The organism is Hymenobacter saemangeumensis (genome assembly GCF_039541835.1).
Taxonomy (GTDB): Bacteria; Bacteroidota; Bacteroidia; order Cytophagales; family Hymenobacteraceae; genus Hymenobacter; species Hymenobacter saemangeumensis.
Window position 1 is genome coordinate 33147 of the sequence record NZ_BAABGZ010000010.1, and the last position, 19636, is coordinate 52782.

The window sequence follows — 19636 nt, forward strand, 5'->3', positions numbered from 1 at the left end:
TAGAGCGCCGTTTCCTTGCCAGGCGCAGCAGCGCATGGCCCTTTTAGGTCAGGAAATAACCCCGGCACAGACTCCGCCGTTATGAAAAAGACAATAGTATCCCTATTGTCTTTCTTTTATTTACCCGCTTACCCCTTTCGCCATGTTTAAAAACTCGCTCACCCTCAATGCGCTGGCTGCGGCCCTGCTCCTGACTGGCGCCACCTTCACCACTACCGGCTGCTCGCAGGCCGACCGCCAGGAAACAGCATCGGAAAGCGACCGGGCCTACAACGACTTTCAGACGTTTGTGACCAATACGGAAACCAATGCCGAGAAATTCGACAGTGACGTGGAGGCCGACTACGACGAAGCCAATACCCGCATGAAGGCTGATTATGATACCCGCCTGGCTGCCGTAGAGAAATACAACGACCGGTACGATGATGCCCGCCGCCAGGAAATCGAGGCCCTGCGCACCCGCTATACCACCGCCTACGACAAGCGCACCGCCGCCTGGAACCGCCGCCTGAGCAGCGGCGAGATGACCCTGGGCCAGTATTACAAGCCCAGCAACCCGGCCGGTCAACTTACGGCTGCCAACGCCCGCAGCACCTATGAGCAGTTTATCCGCAACGTCAAGCAAAACCAGGAGCGCTACGACATCAACGACTGGCGCAACATCAACTCCGAATGGCGGGCGCTGGACGAGGCCTACGACAAGGTGAAAGGCGACATCTCCGCCAAAGACCTGGCCGAAATCCAGAAAGAGAAGCTGAAGTATGCTGCCTTCAAGTCCTGGGACAAAACCAAAATCCGCGCCGGCCAGGGCGCTGATGCCGTTAGTGGCGAAGCCCAGGAGCTGAAAGCCGAAACCGCCGACGAGCGCAGTAAAGTGGGCCGGGCCGTGAGCAATACCGCTTCCGACGTGAAGGAGGCCGGCAAAGATGTAGGGCGCGGGGCAGCCAATGCCGGCAAGAAAGTGGGCGGCGCCGTGAAAGACGTCTTCGACGGCAAAGACGACAAGGATAACGACTAATTCAGAGCCGTTTCGGGGTTGCCGTACATAGCGCGGACTGTTACTCCGCGAGTGCGCCCGAATTAGCGAGCTCGCGGTTTAATAGTCCGCGCTCCTGAGCGGCGTACACGAAAGGCGAAACCGCACTAACAGCCTGTTAAGCTAACGAAGCGGTGCCATGCTCTTTTGCCATGGCACCACTCATTCGCCCAAGTAATAACCACCGCAAACCAAACTACCGGTCCTGGACGCAAAGTCGGGGGCCGGTAGTTTGGTTTTATAACAGCGGCAGCAGCCAGTGTAGCTTCAGCAAGTCGAGCTGGCGTAAGCTGGGTTGGGCTGATAGTAAGTTACGGCGCAGGGAAGGCGCCAGCAGCTTCAGGCTGGCGCGGGCTACCGGCGCCAGGCCCAGGCGGCGCAGCCGTAGTGCCGTTTGCAGCAGCCGCGACTCCGTTCCGAGCCCGTCTTCCTGGTACACCCGGGCCAGGTTGCGCACCGCCTGCTCGCTTTTGGCGAGGAAAGTGGCGGCCGGTTCCAGCCCGTCGTGCAGCACGGGGTTGTCGACGTGTAATACCGACACCCGACCGGCAGCCAGCTCCACTCCAAATTTGGTGTCTTCGTGTCCGTAGCCGGTCAGGCGCTCATCCAACGGGTAGCGGTGCAGCACCTCGGCCCGCAGCAGGGCGTTGTTAATGGTAAGCTGCGCGTAAGGCACGGTTTGCCGGGTAGCTGCCGGCCGGGCCTCCCGGGCCTGCCCGTACCGCCAGCGCAGGTGCAAGGCCGGGTCGGGCGGGGGAGCAGCTTCGTAGCAGGTGCCGCCGATAAGCACGGACGCCTTCTCCCGGGCGGCGGCGTAGCGGGCCAGAAACTGCGCGTCGGGCAGCAGGCTGTCGTTGTCGAGCAGCAGCAGCCACTCATATTTTGCAGCCTGAGCCAGCTGGTTGCGAATGGCGGCGCGGCCAACGTTCTGGGTGTGCTCTTGGTAAATTACGTTCTGGCGCTCGGCCAGTGAACGGTTCTGGCGGCGGTACTCCTCGGCCGAGCCATCGTCAAGCAGCCGGATTTCTACCGGGCCAGGCCAGTCGGTTGCTTGGTTAATTAATTGGTTAATTAAAAGACCAACCAACCGATTATAAACCGGAATTAATATGGATAACCCATCAATATGCTCCATTTATCAGGCCTGCCACAGCTGTTTTATCCTATTCTGTTTTTAAGATGACCTCTGTTCCATCGGGCAAGCCTGATAGCTGCAAATGAATTTCACCTGTCAAGCCAAAATGCTCATAAATATCCAGGCAATAAATATTGTCAGCTGCGTAAGCGCCTCCCATCAGAGGTAATTGATAAAAGGGATAAACTTGATTCGTCTCAAGGTATTTATTGGCTGCTTCTAATTCGTCGACAAGTCTCAGGGAGAGGATATCCTCATAAACATCTGGGTTAAGGGTGCCATCCAGAAACTGATAACGGTCCTGACCAAGCAAGTATAATTCCCCTAAGCCTGTATCCAAATGGTATAGATTGTTGCTGTTATCAATCAGCACTGCATCTCCCATCTTAGTTAAAGCCGCAATGGCTTTGTCGCTCTGTATGAGCCAATTCCACGTGGACAATACTTTAGTGGTATCTACCAGCTCAGTTTGAATAAGATAGTGCGAGAGGTCCTCCATGTGGGCCAGAACGACTTGCTAACTTACATTTCTACCGCCGCCCCGAATCCAGCAGCTGCCCGTCTTTGCAGGTAAACACGCGGTGCGGATATTTTTCCAGCAGCTGGAAGTTGTGGGTGGCCATTAGAATGGACGTGCCGGCGTTATTGATTTCGGCAAACAGCTGCATGATGCTGTCCGACACTTCCGGGTCGAGGTTGCCGGTGGGCTCATCGGCCAGCAGCAGCACGGGCTCGTTGAGCATGGCGCGGGCAATAACTACGCGCTGCTGCTCCCCGCCGGAGAGGCGGTGGGGCATGCGGTTGGTGGCCGCGGCCAGGCCTACACGGGCCAGCACGTCGCTGATGCGCTGCTGCTTGCGCGCCTTGCCTGTCCAGCCCGTGGCGTTGAGCACAAACATCAGGTTTTCGCCCACGGTACGGTCGGAGAGCAGCTGAAAATCCTGGAAGATGATGCCCAGGCGGCGGCGCAAAAAGGGGATTTTGGCCGGGGCCAGCTTGGGCAGGGCAAAGCCCGCCACGGTGCCCACGCCCTGCTGCAGGGGCAGGTCGGCGTACAGCGTCTTCAGCAGCGACGACTTGCCGGAGCCCGTGCGGCCCACCAGGTAGGCAAACTCGCCCTTTTCCAGCGTAAACGACACGCCCTGCAACACAGGCTGCTCCTGCATTATCACGGCATCGTGCAGCTCAATTACGGGTTCAGACATAGTAGCGCCAACGTTGTGTTGGGGAATCGTTGAACGATGGGGAAGCGGGGCACGGCGTCAGGCAAATACTAGGCAGACCAGCCCGCGCGGTAGCATCCCGGCTGAAAGCCGGAGTTAGATAGCCAGGGGCTGCAGCTTGCCAAACTCCAGGCCCGCAATTACCGCAGCCAGCTCCGTTTCCTTGCCTTCCAGCCCGTAGCGGTGCAGGTCCTTCAGCGGCCGGTCGGCCCGGAAATAGGCAATCAGCACAAACTGCTCGTCGCGCAGCTGAATGTAGTCCGGAATCTTGGCCTTGCCTTTTACCTTGATGATGTACACGGTTGAAGGGAGTTATGAGTTATGAGTTATGAGTTATGAATTGTTCGCGCCATTAGCCGGTCAAATAATTCATAACTCATAACTCATAATTCCACACTAGGCGTTTACCCGCTTGTGGTCGGCCAGGAAGGTGGCCAGGCCTTTGTCGGTGAGGGGGTGGTTGAGCAGGCCGGTGATGACGCTCAGCGGGCAGGTTACCACGTCGGCGCCGATTTCGGCGCACTGAATCAGGTGGGGTACGTGGCGCAGGGAGGCGGCCAGCACTTCGGTGGGGTAGCCGTAGTTGCTGAAAATCTGTACAATCTGCTCCACCAGCTGCAGGCCGTCGTGCCCGATGTCGTCGAGGCGGCCCACGAAGGGCGACACGTAGGTAGCACCGGCTTTGGCGGCCAGCAGGGCCTGCCCGGCGGTGAAAATCAGCGTGCAGTTGGTTTTGATGCCTTTGTCGGAGAAGTACTTGATGGCCTTCACGCCGTCCTTAATCATGGGCACCTTCACCACGATGTTGGGGTGCAGCTCAGCCAGGGCCTCGCCTTCGCGAATCATCTCCTCGTACTCGGTGGCAATAACCTCGGCTGATACGTCGCCATCCACCAGCTCGCAAATCTGCCGGTAGTGGGCCATCACGTTGTCGAGGCCTTTGATGCCTTCCTTGGCCATCAGCGAGGGGTTGGTGGTAACGCCGTCGAGTACGCCCAGCTCTACAGCTTCGCGGATGTCGTTGAGGTTGGCGGTGTCAATGAAGAATTTCATAATTGGGTCTTGGGGACTTAGGGTCTTAGGGACTTGGAAGAATTGGGTTCTGCAAGGACAATGGCGAAAACCAAGTTCCTTAGACCCCAAGACCTAAGTCCCCAGAAAAAGAATCGGCCCCAAAGCTACTCACGAAGCCGCCAAAAGCGGAGCGGGGCAGCGTCGGGGCCGACGGGAAAAGGCAAAAAAAAGCGAGCCAAAATCGCACCGCTACAACCGCTTACCCTTGCTACCTTCCGGTCCTGGGGGAGTTCAGCAGGAGCTGGTCGTTCTGACTCGCCGCTGCAAAGGTAAGCAGGAATTCCGCGAATCCGGCGCAAATTCCCCTCTTTATTATCGCTGATGGGCGCTGATTTTTTTGATTGCGCTGATTTTCTGATAGTCTGTTGGGCCGGGGGAAGCGATGTTTGGAAGAGGAGGGAAGTGAGTTTGGCTGAGATGTGCTTTGCCGGATACTTCCGCAGCGTTTGCCCGGCATTGCCATTCAGGCCGGGGCAGCAGGTGCGGATATAATCAGTGAAATCAACACAATCAGCCTAAATCAGTGATTAGCTTTGCGGCATGGAACGACTTATCATTCTTGATTTCGGCTCTCAATACACCCAGTTGATAGCCCGGCGCATTCGCGAATTGCACGTGTTTTGCGAAATCCACCCCTTCACCCACGCCCCGAACCTCGTCATCAGCGACGATATTCGGGGCGTTATTCTTTCCGGCTCGCCGTGCTCGGTGCGGGAAGACGGGGCCCCCAATCCTGACCTGAGCCATATCCTGGGCCGGGTGCCGGTGCTGGGCGTGTGCTACGGGGCCCAGCTGCTGGCCTACCAGGGCGGGGGCGAAGTGCTGCCGGCTACCATCCGCGAATATGGCCGCGCCCGCCTCGCCGAGCTGGACCACAGCGCGCCGCTGCTGGCAGGCATGCACGTGGAGTCGCAGGTGTGGATGTCGCACGGCGACACGATTAAGACGCTGCCCGCGGGCTACAACATCATCGCCAGCACGCCCGAAGTGGCAGTAGCTGCCTTCCACATTGCCGGGCAGCCTACCTACGGCATTCAGTTCCATCCCGAGGTAACGCACTCTACCGAGGGCAAGCAGCTGCTGCGCAACTTCGTAGTGGAAATCTGCGGCTGCGACCAAAGCTGGACGCCGGAGCACTTCGTCGACTCGGCCGTGGAAGCCCTGCGCAACACCATCGGCGAAACCGACCAGGTAATCCTGGGCCTCTCGGGCGGCGTCGATTCCAGCGTGGCGGCCCTGCTGCTGCACCGCGCCATCGGCCCGCGCCTGCACGGCATCTTCGTGGATAATGGCCTGCTGCGCAAAGACGAGTTTGCCGCGGTGCTGCAAGCCTACGAGGGCCTGGGCCTGAACGTGACCGGCGTGGCCGCCGCCCCGGAGTTCTATAAAGCCCTGGAAGGCCTGAGCGACCCGGAGGCCAAGCGCAAAGCCATTGGCCGCACCTTTATCGAGGTGTTCGACCGCGAGGCCCACAAGGTGGAGGGTGCCGCCTGGCTGGCCCAGGGCACCATTTACCCCGACGTTATCGAGTCGGTGTCGGTGAAAGGGCCGGCCGTAACCATCAAAAGCCACCACAACGTGGGCGGCCTGCCCGAGAAGATGCACCTGAAGGTGGTGGAGCCCCTGCGCATGCTGTTCAAGGACGAGGTGCGCGAGGTGGGTGCCACGCTGGGCCTGCCCGGCGAAATCCTCAACCGCCACCCCTTCCCCGGCCCCGGCCTGGGCATCCGCATCCTGGGCGACATCACCCCCGAGAAAGTAGACCTGCTGCAGCGGGCCGACGCCGTGTTTATCAACCTGCTAAAGCAGCATGATTTATACCAGCACGTGTGGCAGGCCGGCGCTATGCTGCTGCCCGTGCAGAGCGTGGGCGTGATGGGCGACGAGCGTACCTACGAGCGGGTGGTAGCCCTGCGCGCCGTAACCAGCGTAGATGGCATGACGGCCGACTGGGCCCACCTGCCCTATGAGTTCCTGGCCGAGGTCAGCAATAAGATTATCAACCAGGTGCGCGGCATCAACCGCGTGGTGTACGACATCAGCTCCAAGCCGCCGGCGACCATTGAGTGGGAGTAGTCTGAACCACGGATTGGCTACGCCGAACTTCGTTTGACACGGATTTAACGGATTAATCGGATTTTGTGGACGATTTCGTTACCCCACTCAATTAATTGAGTGGGGTAATTTTTTTAAAGTTGACAATGCAGATAAAAACAGAGCTTTACGAGGCAGCACAACGCGCATTTCCGGCTGCTGGACGTCACATTATGGCGCATCAAACGGAGACGCAGCTGGTGGTATATCAGGCTTATAAGCCAGCCATTGCCGCCTATGCAGTGGCAAACCAGCTCCTGGGTGGGCCGGACTTTAACTACGGGCGAATGTCGTGGATTAAGCCCAACTTTCTTTGGATGATGTACCGCTGCGGCTGGGCCAGCAAGGAAAATCAGGAGCGGGTACTGGCGCTTTGGCTCGATAAAACGGCCTTTGATGAAATTCTGGGGCAGGCTGCCTTCTCCACCTTCACGGCCGGCAACTATGCCAGCGAAGGCGAGTGGAAGAAGGACTTGGCTAGCAAGGCAGTGCGCTTGCAGTGGGACCCCGACCACAGCCCCTACGGCGCCAAGCTCAACCGAAGGGCCATTCAGCTTGGGCTGAAAGGAGACGTCCTGGAGCGGTTTGGCAAACAGCAGGTGCGGCTGATTGAGGATATAACCGATTTTGTGCAGGCGCAAAGGCAGCACGTTGACAAGCGGCTGCTGGAGCAGCTTATTATTCCACAGGAAAGGATTTATGTGCCCGCCAATCCATCAGTGGCGCTCACAGTTGGCCTCGATTCCCATACTGCCTGAGGAAAATGGTTGGTAATCAACATACATGCTGGCCGGCTTTCCCAGGAAAGGCCGCTTCTATAGGTGCTCCGCGAACTTCATAGCTAGCGGATTTGTCCTTGCTGCATTCTAAGTTGCTCCTACCGCGCTTTCATTTGCGGGGCGCTCCTGGTTTCTTGCTTTCCAATGTCCCTTTCAACTGCCTTGCTTCCGCTTGCCATTACGCTGCTGGTGCTGTTCAGCCTGTGGGTAACCTTTCCCCGGCAAAAGTTGCTGGCGGGGCGGCCGGCCTGGCAGCGCTGGGTGCGCTGGCTGATATTTGGCGTTAACCTGGTGAGTGGGGCACTGCTGATTTACCTGCTGGCAGGTATCTACCTCAACCCAGGCTAAAGACGAGTCCTCGACGCTGGCATGGCAGCGTAGTGCGATTAACGGGGTGGCCGTACCTTTGCCGCGGTGCCGATTATTGGCAATCCCAAGCTTGTCTTTCTGACGAATGCTTTTCAACCCCTTACGGGTAAAGCGGCTGAGCCTAGTGGCCGGCCTGCTGGCTTTGGCCGCCACGGCTGCATGCGGGCAGCACAGTCCTCATTCTGCTGGTACTGTGAAAATGGCGCCCGACCCTCCGGCCACCCACGGCATGCTGCTGGTGGGCACGCAGCAGGTATTTGCCTCGCACCTGCCCATGTTTAACCGGCCGCACGACTACCAGGTATGGCTGGAGCTGGAGCTGGATTCCGCAACGCTGAAAACGTACCAAACCAGCCGGCGGGCGTATCCGCAGGAAGCGTTGTACACCCTGGAGCCGGAGAAGTTTGTGCTGCCGGCTATGGTGGCAAAGCCCCATCCATTTCGGGCCAGTCTGTACCGGGGCCACTTCGAGCGGGGCGGTACGGCAATAGTCGAAAACGTGGAAGTGCACATCAAAAAGGTGCTTTACTTCCGGCAGCTGAACCCTCAGGAAGCGCCCCCGACACATCCTGCCTATTTGCTGCTGGGCAATGCGCAGGAGCAGTTTCTGGCCCACCGCATCGCCGGCCAGCCGGGCTACGACCAGGTGCTGCGGGTGACGGTACCCAAGGGAAAGCTAACAGAGCAATTAAAAGCGCAAGGACTGGTGAGCTGGGAAGCCGCTGCCGGTGGGCCTGCGCCGCTCAAGGCCCCGGCCGGGATTAAAGGCCATGCGGCGCCGGGTTTGCGTCTGGAGCAAAGTATATACCTGGAATTTGACGACTTACGCTAAGAGTATGCGCTGGCACTGCCTCCAACACCTGCCCGACGAAGGGCCCGGCCAAGCCGCCGACTGGCTGGCGGCCCATGGTCATTCGCTGAGCTATACCCGCCTGTATGAACCCAACCCCGTATTCCCCAGGCTCAGCGAGTTCGATGGGCTGCTGGTGCTGGGCGGGGCCATGAGCGTACACGACGAAGCCGAATTTCCCTGGCTGCTCGATGAAAAAGCCTTCTTAAGGGAAACGCTGCGGGCCGGCAAATTCACGCTGGGCATCTGCCTGGGCGCCCAGCTGCTGGCCCAGGCCCTGGGCGGCGAGGTGAAGCCCAACCCCGAGCCGGAAATTGGCTTCTGGACGGTGCGCTTTTCCAGCCGCGTGCTGGAGCATCCGCTGCTGCGCGGCTGGCCCGAAAAGGCGCTGGTGCTGCACTGGCATCAGGACACGTTTACGGTGCCGCCGGGCGCCCAGCGCGTGGGCATGTCGGCCGGCTGTGCCACCCAGGGCTTTGTGTGGGGCGATGGCATCATCGGCCTGCAGTTTCACCCCGAGATGACACGAGAAATGGCGGAGCAGCTCATGCTAAACGAAGGGCACGAGCAAGCCGAAGAGCAGGAGTTCGTACAAACCGCCGGTCAGATTAGGGAAAAGTTGAAATCGGTGTGGAAGGGGCGGGTGCTGCTGGAGCAGCTGCTGGCCAATATGGTGGCGCTGTTTGAGGAAGAGAAAGGAAGTTAAAAGTGAAGAGTTAAAAGTTAAAAAGCCGTTCTGCTTTTTAACTTTTAACTCTTCACTTTTAACTAAACTAGAAGCCTTTCGGCAACTCAATTCCCTTAATCGTCTTGTACAGGCTCAGCGCGTTCTGGTCGGTCATGCCGGCCACGAAATCCGTTAGCAGCAGGATTTTCTCGTAATCGGATACGTCGGCCTGCTGGCCTTCGGCGCGGAACTGCTCGGGCAGGAGCAGCAGCAGCTTGCGGCTGCGGTGGCCCCGGCTTTCGTCGAAGATGGCGCAGAGAAAGGCGTCGAGCAGGCCGCCGAGAACTTCAAAGCCGGCGGCTTCAATCTCCAGCACGGGGCGGCTGCGGTAGAGCTTCTCAATGCTCAGGCGCTGCACCTCCTGCAGGTCGGTCCAGCAGCTGAGCTCCTTGATAAGCGGCTGGTCGTAGGTGCCGGCCATGATGGCCGGGGCATGTAGGGCGAATAAGCCAGCGGCCTCAGCCACCAGCTTGCCGATGAGGCGGGCACGCACGTAGCCCAGCTCTTCGCGCCAGTCGTACCACTGCACGCTGCCCACGCGGCCGGGCGGGTCGTTGAGCATTTTCTTCAGCAGGCCCAGTCCGGCCTGGGGCTCGATAAGACCCAGCTTGAGGCCGTCCTCAAAGTCGATAATGCGGTAGCACAGGTCGTCGGCGGCCTCTACCAGGAAGGCCAGGGGGTGGCGGTGGTAGAAGCCGCTGGCCTCGTCCTTAGCCAGCAAACCCAGCTCGGCGGCTACGTGGCGGAAGCGGGCGCTCTCGGTCTGGAAGTGGCCATACTTCTTTTCGGAAGCGCCGCCCACGCGGGCGGCACCCGGCACCAGGCTGGGGCGGGGGTACTTGGTGAAAGCGCCTAGGGTGGCGTAGGTGAGGCCCAGGCCGGCCGTGCCGCTGCTGTGGGCCGCGTAGGTGTGCGTCAGAATGCGGAAGCCGGCGGCGTTGCCTTCGAAGTGCTGCAGGTCGGCCACCTCCGCCGGCGTGAGGCGGGCCAGGTAGGGCGCGGCCGCCGACGAGGCAAAGTAGGAGCTGATGGCGTCTTCGCCGGAGTGGCCAAAGGGCGGGTTGCCAATGTCGTGGGAAAGGCAGGCGGCAGCCACAATGTCGCCGCAGTCCTGGTCGAGGTTGGGCAGGGCAGCGGCCAGCTCCGCATCGGCTTCCAGCAGGTGGCGGGCGGCCAGCCTACCCAGGGAGCGGCCCACCACGGCCGTTTCCAGCGAATGCGTGAGGCGGGTGTGCACGAAGTCGGTTTCGGGCAGGGGCATCACCTGGGTTTTGCGCTGCAGCCGCCGGAAGGCCGAGCTGAACACCACCCGGTCGTAGTCCTGCACAAAGGCCCCGCGCACCGGCGCGGCGGCGGTGGAAGCCAGCTGCTGGTCGGGAAAGCGGCGCTGCGACAGCAGCTTGGGCCATTGCATGAGAGTTATGAGTTAAGAATTATGAATTATGAGTTGATTCTGGGAACTCCACGGTGCTGGTACACTGCTACCGCGGACTTTCACGCTGTCGTTCTAACCGATGAACGGCTACTGCGAAACCCTGCGTGAAAGGCAAAGAAACGGCCTGTACAGGCGCTGGGATAGCAGGTGAAGTAGTGAAAAGCGTCTGCAGAAAGCTATTTCGCTATCTGCTCGTCCAGCAGGCGGAAGGGGCTGAGGTTGTTGAGGCGCAGCACGAAGCGGATGTTGTCGGTGAACTGCTGCCGGCTGTTTGGCAAGCCGTTGCCAAACTGGGAGCCTACTACGGGGATGTAGAATTCCAGGAGTTCTCGGAACAGCGGCACCGTCAGGCCCGCATCGTAGTAGCTGCGGGTCTCGGTTTGGATGGGAAAGTTGGGAGCACTCAAATCGCGCACCGAGCCCAGGCCGAAGTCGGCGAATACCGCCAGGGGCAGCTTGGGTACGTCGGCTTTCACGTTCAGCGTGGTCAGCCAATTGTTGCTCAGCACCGGGAGGAAGGCTTTGAACGCCCCATCCCGGTCGTCGGTCTGGTGGCGGAAAGCGGCCAGGGCCGGTGAGGACTCCTGCCGGTCGAGGAAGGCGGTCTGGCGGCGGTAGTCGAGCGAGTTGCTCAGGCCCATGTAGAACTCCTGCTGGTTGTTTTTCTGCAGGAAGCTGCCCGCGAACAGGCGCACATAAATCTTGTTTTTGGGGCTGTAGTAGCGCTGATAGTTTAAAGCCGCGCGCAGCAGCGTAGCCTGGCTGCCGGTACCGGTTTCGGTGTCGTCGCCCACCAAGCGGTTTAGCTCGAGGTGGCCGCCCCAGCTGTGCACGCTGTTGCCGCCGCGCAGGCGGTACTCCAGGGTTTGCACGCTACTGGTGCGGTTGAAGTCTTCGTTTTTCACCGAAGTCACCGAAACGCCCACCTCGTGCTGCTGGCGGTAGAAGCCGCGGTGGGGCAGCTTCAGGGTAAGAGAAGGCTCAAACTTGAGGTAGCGCTCGAAGCGCTGCACCGTGGCGGCCGTGATGACGCGGCGGGCGAAGCGGCCGGGCAGCACGTTGAGCTGGATAGAGCCGATGCCGTTGAGCTCGTTGGAGCCGAAGGCATACATGGGCATGGCCAGGTATTGAATCTTCTTGGGCGTGAGCGGGCTGTTGTAGAAGGCCGCTCCCAGCATAAACTTATCGGAGGTGTTGTAGCCGGCCACCGGCAGCCAGTTCAGGGTGCTTTTATCCCAGCGCTCGAGGCTGACCAGGGGGCGCAGGCGCAGCGGCTCCCAGCGCGGCAGCGAGCCGCTGAGCTTCAGCCGGTCGTCGCGGCGGTTGAGCTGGGGGGCTACGTAGTTGGCATCCACCACAATGGCCGCCACGTTTTCGCGCTTGAAGTTGAGCTGGCTGGTGGCGTCCTCCTCCGGGTCGGGCTCGGTGTTGCCAAAGGGCGTAGTCCAGAGGGTTTCCAGCACCTTGCCCTGGGCATCGACGCTGGATACGGGCACCGCCCAGGGGGTGGGCGAGTCGGTGGCCACTAGCACCTTCACCACGTCGTTGAACACGGCAATGGCGCCAATGTCGGCGTTGTACTCCTGGGTGTTGGTGAGCATCTCCTTGAAAAACCAGCCCAGCTTCTGGCCGGTGCTGCGCTCAAACGCTACCTGCATATCCTCGGGGTAGGGGTGCTTGAACTTCCACTCCTGGTAGTAAGCCTGCATGGCGCGGTCGAACACGTCCTGCCCCAGGTAGCCGGCCAGGTACTTGAGCAGCGCCGCCGTTTTGAAGTACACAATAGAGCCATAGTTGGCGCCGCTGTAGGCGGCCGAGCCGGGGCCCTGCACGGGCTGGTCGGCGCCGTGGCTGGCGGCAATCTGGTAAGGAGCGAGGTTGAAAGCCGAGCTGGGCAGGTTTTCCAGACCCAGGGCCTTCACAATCTTAGGCGTCGCGCCGGATTCGGCCAGAATGCCGGCGCCCGGGTTGGTCAGCTCCTGCACCCGCAGGTGGTGGTAGGTGTTAACGCCCTCATCAAGCCAGGGGAAGTCCCGCTCGTTGGAGGCCAGGATGCCGTAAAACCAGTTGTGGCCGGCTTCGTGCACAATGGCTTCGGGCAGCGTTACGGTCACCATAGGGTATTCCATGCCGCCCCCGGCTACCAGGGCGCCATCTACGGCGGTGGCGGCGGCGTAGGGGTATTCGCCCACCCACTTGGAGTAATTGCTGATGGCCGCGTTGAGGTCCTGCAGGCCTTTCACCCAGTCTTCGGGGTTGCGGTTGGTAAACAGCACCCAGGTGTCCACCTTGCGGCCCGAGGGCAGAGTTACGGCATCCTTGAGCACGTTGAAGCGCTTGTCGGCAAACCAGGCGAAGTCGTGCACCCGGTCCTGAATGTAGCGCAGGGTTTTGGTGGTGGGCGCCGAGGCCGGGAAGCTCAGGTCCTCGCCATAGTCGGCCGCCGTTTTCTTATTGGCCGACTCCGCGGCCAGGCCAGCCAGGCGGGCCTGCTCGTCGGGGTTCTGCAGCTCGCCGGTGGCCCCCACGGTGTAGTTGCTGGGCAGGGTAATGGTGACGTCGAACGAGCCAAACTCCGAGTAGAACTCGCCTTGGCTGAGGTAGGGCATGGGGTGCCAGCCGCGGCGGTCGAGCACCGCCGGCTTGGGGTACCACTGCGTCACCTGGTAGCTTTGCCCCACGTGGCCCATGCGCGAAAACGAGTTGGGCAGCTTCACGTGGAAGGGCGTGCTGATGGTGATGGTGGCGCCCGCGGCCAGGGGCTGGGGCAGGACCAGCTTGGCAATGTCCGGGTTTTCGGGGTCGAACTCCAGCTTGGCCGCCTGGCCGTTTACTTTAAAGTCCAGGCCGTCGATGTAGCCGCGCTGGGCGGCGCTGGCAAAGTAAAACTGGCGCTCGCCGTGGCGCAGCTGCTCTTTGGCAAAGGCCGTGCTGTTGTCGCGGTAGGCGTTGGGCCAAAGGTGAAACCAGATAAAGGGCAGGGCCTGGGGCGAGTTGTTGGTGTACACCAGCTCCTCTTTACCCGTCAGCTCGTGCTTCTGGTCGTCGAGGGCTACGTCGATGGAGTATTTGACATCCTGCTGGAAATAGGGGCCGGCAGGTGGGGCGGCAGACTCGGTTTTGGCAGCGGGCTTGGCTTTGGGCTTTTGCTGGGCGAAGGACAGGCCAGGCAGCAGGCAGAGCACGCCGAGGGCAAGAAGGTTTTTCATTTAATCGTTAAGTGGCCAACAAAGAAAGCGCCCGGCCCGCAGATGCAGGCCGGGCGCGGGCCGGGCAGCCGGATTGGCGGCGTACACGGCTTACTCGCTGCTGCGGCCTACCAGCCGCACGGTGCTGTAGCCCATGAGCAGCAGCAGGCCGAACACCACCGTCACGCCCCAGGTGCCGGGGTAGCTGAAGGGGTGCAGCAGGCGGCTGATGATGTCGTAAAACAGGGTGAGTGGGTTGGTCAGCACATCCCAGCTGTTGAAGCGCAGGTAGCGGCCCAGGTAGATGCCGAAGCTGCTGAGCATAAGGGCAGCACCCGCAAAGGCCCAGCCGGCCCAGAAGCCAAAGCGCCGGTTTACCAGGTGCTGCATGTCGGTGAGGGAAGCGTAAGCCAGCATCAGGCCGTTCCAGGCGCAGCTCAGGATTAGGGCCAGGTCGTACCACAGCGGCACCCCGGGCCGGGCCCGCAGGTGAAACAGGTCGGTGAGAATGTACGGGGCGTTGGGAAAAAACAGCAGCCAGGCCAAGCCCACGGGCAGCAGCAGCCGGCCCTTAAGCGGGGCTTTGCTCACGCCCAGCAGGGTACTCAGGCCAAAGGGTATCAGGGCCAGGAACAGGTTCCAGGCCAGAAACAGAAACTTGCCGTTGCCCGACAGAATTACGCGCCCCACTATCAGCAGCAGGCTTAAGCCTACGGAAGCGGCCAGAGAAAACAGCAGGGAGAGGCGCTGTCGGGAAAAGGGCAGGGCAGGGGCGAGCAGCATAGAAACAGGGGTTAGGGAGGGAAGATAACGCCGGACTTGCTTTTTCGTGTGCACAGCCGCTGCAGTTATCACGCAGTTCCTGTTTCTGAGAAAGAGTTAACAGTTGAGAGTTAAAAGTTAAAAAGCAGAACCGCCTTTTAACTTTTAACTCTCAACTGTTAACTTTTACATAGACAAAGCTCTGAACTGTAATTTCTTATCCGGCATCGGGCTTCCTACTCCACCCCACCCACGGCCCAGCCCAGCATGGCCTGGGTTTGGGCGTACTTGGCTTGCAGCTCGGCCAGCTTCACGCGGGCGCTCACCAGCGACGCCTCGCGGGAGTTGAGCAAAAACACCGAGCTTTCGCCGTTTTCAAACCGGATTTGCTCGCCCGTGCGCATGCGCTCAGCATTTTGTACTATCTGCTCCTGCAGGCGGAGCTGCTCGCGCAGGGCCTCCCAGTCGTTAGCCACGGTGCGTACGCCGGTTTGAATGTCGCGGGTGTCCTGCTGCAGGTCCAGCTCCAGCTCGCGCAGCTTGAGGCGGTTGAGCTGCAGCTTGGCGCGCTCCTCGCGCAGCAGCAGCGGGTAGGCAAAGCTCACGCCCAGCTTGTAGTTGTTCTGCAGGTAGGAGCCATCGAGGCGGGCGTTGCTTTCCGGGCTGAAGGGCTGTCCGGCCTGCAGCAGGTTGTAGTCGACGCTGAGCTTGGGTAGCAGCTTGTTGTTGAGCAGGCGGCGCTCGATACCCAGCTGGGCCTGCTTGGCGCGGTTCTTCTGCAGCTCGGGGTGAATCTGGCGGGCCAGCTCGGTGAGGGCGGCAATGGTGTCGGGGGGCAGGGCGCGCCAGCCCTGGGCGGCGGGCAGGGCCTGGGGCCGGGCAGTAGCCGGCAGCTCCAGGGGCTGGTTCTGCTCGTCCCAGAGGTAGTTGCTGAGCAGCAGCGTGGCGTTCTGAAACTGCACGCGGGCCTGCACCAGCGTGGCCTGGCGGTTCTGCAGCTCGGTCAGGGCTTCTACCGAGTCGATGGCGGCCAGGTCGCCCAGGCGCACGCGCTGGCGCACAGCCCGGAAGCGCACGTCGGCCAGGCGCAGGTTGTAGTCGTGCAGCTCCAGGCGCTGGTAGCTCAGGCTCCAGTCCCAGTAGTCTTTGGCGGCCTGCAGCAGCAGCTTGTTGATGGCCCCGCGGCGCTCGGCCTCGGCCAGTCCCTGCAGGGCCTGGGCCTGGCGCACGGCCGCGCGCCTCTCATCGATGAGCAGGCCTTGCCCCAGGGGCACCGACAAGCCCACATAGCTCAAACCGGCGGGGGCGGTGTAGTTTTCGGGGTTGACGAAGGCGCCGGTGCCGCGCTCAAAGCCGGCTTTTACGTCCACGCCGTACCACACCGGAATGCGCAGCTGCGTGTCCCAGTCGTGGAAGTATTCTTTCCCGCCCAGGGTCTTGCCGTAGTACTTGCTGGTGGCAGCGGGGTCGAACATACCGCGGGCGAAGCGCACTTCCTGGCGGGCGCGCTCGGGCAGCAGGCCGGCCTGCCGGGCCACGGGGTGGCGCTGGGTTACGTAAGTGAGCAGGTCGGCCAGGGCAAACACGCGGCCGCTGTCGGCCGGCGTCAGTGGCCGCGTCAGCAGGGGCGGGGCGCTAAGCGGCCCGCCGGGCGCCGAGCCCGTCTGGGCAGGGGCGGGGGCAGATGCGGCCAGCCCCAGGGCCAGCAGATAGATTCGTAGCCGCCTCATTTCGATTCTTCCTCATCGTTGGAGCCCCCTTTTTTGTCGGATTTGCCAGCTGCGCCACTTTTCTCCTTGGCCGGGGAGCCATCCACGAAGTTGGGCGGGAAGCCATTCAGCTGCCGCCACAGCTCGTACCAGATGGGCACGTCGTCGAGCAGGGCCCAGCCGTACACGCCCGAGCCCACCCGCAGGGGCTTGGGCCAGGGCTCATCGTCGGGGTCGGGGGTTACCAGGATGCGGTAGCGCCCGTTGGAGTCGATGTTGTCGATGACGGCCACGCGGCCGCCGAAGGTGCCGAAGCTGGTACCCGGCCAGCCGCTGAACACCAGGGCCGGCCAGCCGTCGAACTGCAGGCGCACCTTGCGGCCCAGGCTCAGCAGCGGGATGTCCATGGGCTGTACGTAGAGCTCGGCGGCCAGGGCCGGGGCGTTGGGCATAATGGTTACCACGGCCTCGCCCTCCTTCACAATGTCGCCGAGGCCGGTTTTCAGGGCCCGCACCACGTAGCCGTCTTGCGGGGCCGTGATGTGGTAGAAGCCCGCCCGGATGCTGAGGTTGGCCAGCTCGTTGCGCATCTTGGCAATCTGGCCTTCGCTGTCGAACTGGTAAGCCGTGGTCGAGCGGCGGTCCGACTCCGACTTGGCCAGCTTGTCCTGGTAGTCGGCTGCCAGAGAGCTCAGCTCCAGCTGGGCGTTTTCCAGCTCCTGGCGGCTGGCGGCCAGCTTGTTCTCGGCCGACTGCCGCTTGGCCGTGCTTTCCTGAAACTTCAGGCGGCGCTGCTCCAGCTCGGTCAGCGACTTCAGGCCCTGCTGGTACAGGGCCTCCTGGCGTTCGAGCTGCTGGCGGGCAATGTCGAAATCGTTGTTGGCGGCCCGCAGGTCCGCTTCGTCGGAGCCCACCTTGAGGCGGGTTTGGGTGACTTTGTTGCGGGCCTTTTCCAGGCTTACCTGCAGGCCGGTGCGTAGGGCATCCTGCTGGCTGCTGAGGGCAGCGCCCTTGGCCCGGTTTTCCTCCAGGGCCGAAATTTTGGCTTCCAGCTGCTCGCGGGTGCGGGCCAGCAGCTGCGGGTCGAAGTATTTCTCTTTGATTTCGGTGATGGTCATCAGCGTGTCGCCCTTGCGCACGGCCTGGCCTTCGCGCACGTTCCAGCGGTCGATGCGCCCGGCAATGGTGCTCGGCACGGTCTGGGGGCGGTCCTGGGGCCGCAGGGTAGTGAGCGTGCCCGTCGAGCGGATGTTCTGCGTCCAGGGCATAAATCCGGCCAGCAGCACCAGCAGGCCCAGGCCGGCCAGCCAGCGGGCCAGCACGCGGCCGGTGCGCGGCGTCTGCACGTAGCGAAACGAGCGGAAGCTGCTGGTCAGCGGGTCGGTAGCAACGAGCGGTCTATCGGCAAAAGGCATATAGCAGAAAGGTTACTGGTAAGGACAATACAACCCGGGCTGGTGTTTGCAGGCCTCTGGGTTGTGAATGGTCTGAAGCGGGCGCAATGCCGGCCAGGTACCCGGTGCTTAACTCAGCAGGTTGCGGGCTTCGGGGCGCTGCGACACTTCTTCGTAGCTGCCGTCGGCCACGATGCGGCCTTTGCTGAGCAGGGCCACCCGGGGGCACAAGGCCAGCAGGCGCACGTCGTTGGAGGTGAGCAGCACCGTCCAGGGCAGCTCGGGGGCCAGCAGGCGGCATAGGATGCGGTGCCGCTCGGCGGGCTCCACTCCGGGCAGGAAGTGGTCGAGCAGCAGCAGGCGGGGGCGGCGCACCAGGGCCCGGGCCAGCAGCAGCTTCTGGCGCAGGCTGTCGGCCATGGGCGTGCCAATGCCCAGCGGCGTGCTCAGGCCCAGCGGCCGGGAGTACACCTCGTCGCGCAGGCCCACCAGCTCCAGGGCCCAGGCTACTTCGTCGGCGGTGAGCTTGGCCTGGTCCAGGGTGAGGTTTTGCTGAATGGTGCCCTCAAAAATGTTCTGGTGCGAGAGGTTGTCGCCCACGAAGCGGCCCAGCGCCTCGCCCGAAATATCGGGCAGGGCCAGGCCGTCGTAGGCCACCACTCCAGTGTAGTCGATCAGCAGCCCGGCCAGCACGCGCAGCAGCGTGGTTTTGCCCGAGCCGTCGTTGCCGGCCAGGCCCAGGTGCTCGCCCGGGGTCAGGCTGAGCGTTACATCCTTCAGGTGCTGCTTGCTGCTGCCGGGGTATTGGTAGCCCAGGTGGCGCACCTCCACCGCCAGGCCGGCGCTGTTGCTGGGCAGGGGCAGTGCCGAGCCCGTGCGCGGCGGCACCACGGGCAAATCCAGCACATGGCCGATTTTATCAATCGACGTCAGCGCATCGTATACCACATCGAGCTTGAGCAGCACTTTCTCCACGGCCGAGATGATGAGAATGATAACAATCTCGGAGGCCACAAACTGCCCGATGTTGATTTGCTTGGCAATCAGCAGCCAGCAGCCGATGGTGAGCAGGGCCGCCGTAATCAGGGTGCGAAAAGCTACGAAGCCCCAAAACTGACCTACCAGCACCTGAAAGTGGCTTTGGCGCGACTTCAGGTAGCCCACCACCAAGTTGTCGGTGTTGTTGAGGGCCAGCTCCTGCAGGGGGGGGTGGCGAAAGGTGTGCACCGTGCGGGCCACATCTTCCAGCCAGGCCACTACCCGGTACTTGTACTTAGACTCCGTAAGGCTGGTACTCAGCCCTCTGGGGCCGGTAAGGCGTATCATCAAGACCAGCAGCCCTACCATCAACAGCCCGAAGGCGATGAAAATAGGGTGGTAGAAAGCCAGCAGCAGCAGGCCAAACAGTATCTGCAGGGCTGCGGCCGAAAACTCTATCAGGAGCGTGGACAGGCCTTTCTGCAAGGTAGGCGTATCGAGCAGGCGGTTCATGAGCTCGGGCAGGTACTGCCCGTCCAGTGACTCGGTACGTACCCGGGGCAGGCGCACGGCGAAGTCGAGCGCTACCCGCGCAAACAAGCGCTGCTGAATGTACTCTACCAGGTACACCTGCATCACCTGCAGGGCGCCTACCAGCATGGTACCCAGTACAATAAAGGCAATGAGCACAATCAGGGATGTGCTCACGTCGCCGCTGCTCACAAAGCCGATTACCGATTGCACGCCCAGGGGCAGCGACAAGCTGATAAGCCCGGCCAGCGCGGAATAGACGTACAAAAAGCTGATGTCGCGCCGCTCCGCGCCCAGCAGCCGCCACAGGCGCTGGGGCGGGGTAAGGGTAGAGGTGTGAGGGTCCGCCATG

At 61.6% G+C, this 19636-nt stretch carries 17 protein-coding genes and 1 other RNA gene; 6 read left to right on the forward strand and 12 right to left on the reverse strand.

Annotated elements, in window-relative coordinates; genetic code table 11:
* Nucleotides 1-142 precede the first annotated feature (142 nt).
* Nucleotides 143-1018 carry a DUF6565 domain-containing protein gene (locus tag ABD919_RS02915; RefSeq protein WP_345233621.1) on the forward strand — a complete coding sequence of 292 codons (876 nt, stop codon included), beginning with the start codon at nucleotides 143-145 and terminating at the stop codon, nucleotides 1016-1018.
* 256 nt (nucleotides 1019-1274) lie between these two features.
* Here the strand turns inward: ABD919_RS02915 and ABD919_RS02920 are convergent, their stop codons facing one another.
* The 6 genes from ABD919_RS02920 to ffs form a co-directional block, all read right to left on the reverse strand.
* Nucleotides 1275-2171 carry a glycosyltransferase gene (locus tag ABD919_RS02920; protein WP_345233623.1) on the reverse strand — a complete coding sequence of 299 codons (897 nt, stop codon included), beginning with the start codon at nucleotides 2169-2171 and terminating at the stop codon, nucleotides 1275-1277.
* Nucleotides 2172-2199: 28 nt separating this feature from the next.
* The gene (locus ABD919_RS02925; protein ID WP_345233625.1) at nucleotides 2200-2670 is read right to left on the reverse strand and encodes a T6SS immunity protein Tdi1 domain-containing protein; all 471 of its coding nucleotides are present in this window, start codon (nucleotides 2668-2670) and stop codon (nucleotides 2200-2202) included.
* Between the two features lie 31 nt (nucleotides 2671-2701).
* On the reverse strand, nucleotides 2702-3376 hold the full coding sequence (locus ABD919_RS02930; protein WP_345233627.1) for a cell division ATP-binding protein FtsE: 675 nt from the start codon (nucleotides 3374-3376) through the stop codon (nucleotides 2702-2704).
* A 114-nt stretch (nucleotides 3377-3490) separates the two neighbouring features.
* Nucleotides 3491-3694 (reverse strand): fructose-6-phosphate aldolase, encoded by a 204-nt coding sequence (locus ABD919_RS02935; protein WP_345233629.1) that lies wholly within the window; start codon nucleotides 3692-3694, stop codon nucleotides 3491-3493.
* 96 nt (nucleotides 3695-3790) lie between these two features.
* A complete protein-coding gene (gene fsa / locus ABD919_RS02940; protein WP_345233631.1) occupies nucleotides 3791-4447 on the reverse strand; it encodes a fructose-6-phosphate aldolase in 657 nt (218 codons plus the stop codon).
* 185 nt (nucleotides 4448-4632) lie between these two features.
* Nucleotides 4633-4730, reverse strand: an RNA gene (gene ffs, locus ABD919_RS02945) — signal recognition particle sRNA small type.
* A gap of 278 nt (nucleotides 4731-5008) precedes the next feature.
* On the opposite strand from ffs, the gene guaA reads away from it, so the two are divergent.
* The 5 genes from guaA (at nucleotide 5009) to ABD919_RS02970 (ending at nucleotide 9266) form a co-directional block, all read left to right on the forward strand.
* Nucleotides 5009-6544: a glutamine-hydrolyzing GMP synthase gene (gene guaA / locus ABD919_RS02950; protein ID WP_345233632.1), complete on the forward strand. Its 1536-nt coding sequence runs from the start codon at nucleotides 5009-5011 to the stop codon at nucleotides 6542-6544.
* 191 nt (nucleotides 6545-6735) lie between these two features.
* Nucleotides 6736-7320: a DUF4291 domain-containing protein gene (locus ABD919_RS02955; RefSeq protein ID WP_345233634.1), complete on the forward strand. Its 585-nt coding sequence runs from the start codon at nucleotides 6736-6738 to the stop codon at nucleotides 7318-7320.
* Nucleotides 7321-7485: 165 nt separating this feature from the next.
* Nucleotides 7486-7689, forward strand: a complete 204-nt coding sequence (locus ABD919_RS02960; RefSeq protein WP_345233637.1) for a hypothetical protein — start codon at nucleotides 7486-7488, stop codon at nucleotides 7687-7689.
* Nucleotides 7690-7795: 106 nt separating this feature from the next.
* Nucleotides 7796-8542, forward strand: a complete 747-nt coding sequence (locus ABD919_RS02965; protein ID WP_345233639.1) for a hypothetical protein — start codon at nucleotides 7796-7798, stop codon at nucleotides 8540-8542.
* Nucleotides 8543-8546: 4 nt separating this feature from the next.
* Entirely contained in the window at nucleotides 8547-9266 is a 720-nt protein-coding gene (locus ABD919_RS02970; protein ID WP_345233641.1) for a type 1 glutamine amidotransferase, read from the forward strand.
* Between the two features lie 67 nt (nucleotides 9267-9333).
* Here the strand turns inward: ABD919_RS02970 and dgt are convergent, their stop codons facing one another.
* The 6 genes from dgt to ABD919_RS03000 form a co-directional block, all read right to left on the reverse strand.
* Nucleotides 9334-10701, reverse strand: a complete 1368-nt coding sequence (gene dgt, locus ABD919_RS02975; protein ID WP_345233643.1) for a dGTP triphosphohydrolase — start codon at nucleotides 10699-10701, stop codon at nucleotides 9334-9336.
* Nucleotides 10702-10898: 197 nt separating this feature from the next.
* Complete coding sequence (locus ABD919_RS02980) at nucleotides 10899-13931, reverse strand: M1 family metallopeptidase (RefSeq protein WP_345233645.1); 3033 nt, start codon at nucleotides 13929-13931, stop codon at nucleotides 10899-10901.
* A gap of 90 nt (nucleotides 13932-14021) precedes the next feature.
* A complete protein-coding gene (locus ABD919_RS02985) occupies nucleotides 14022-14693 on the reverse strand; it encodes a DUF1361 domain-containing protein (protein WP_345233647.1) in 672 nt (223 codons plus the stop codon).
* A gap of 215 nt (nucleotides 14694-14908) precedes the next feature.
* The gene (locus ABD919_RS02990) at nucleotides 14909-16402 is read right to left on the reverse strand and encodes a TolC family protein (protein ID WP_345233649.1); all 1494 of its coding nucleotides are present in this window, start codon (nucleotides 16400-16402) and stop codon (nucleotides 14909-14911) included.
* Nucleotides 16399-17796 (reverse strand): HlyD family secretion protein, encoded by a 1398-nt coding sequence (locus ABD919_RS02995; RefSeq protein WP_345233651.1) that lies wholly within the window; start codon nucleotides 17794-17796, stop codon nucleotides 16399-16401. Before ABD919_RS02995 ends, ABD919_RS02990 begins: the two co-directional genes overlap by 4 nt.
* A 108-nt stretch (nucleotides 17797-17904) precedes the next feature.
* Nucleotides 17905-19635: a peptidase domain-containing ABC transporter gene (locus ABD919_RS03000; RefSeq protein WP_345233653.1), complete on the reverse strand. Its 1731-nt coding sequence runs from the start codon at nucleotides 19633-19635 to the stop codon at nucleotides 17905-17907.
* Nucleotide 19636: the final 1 nt, after the last annotated feature.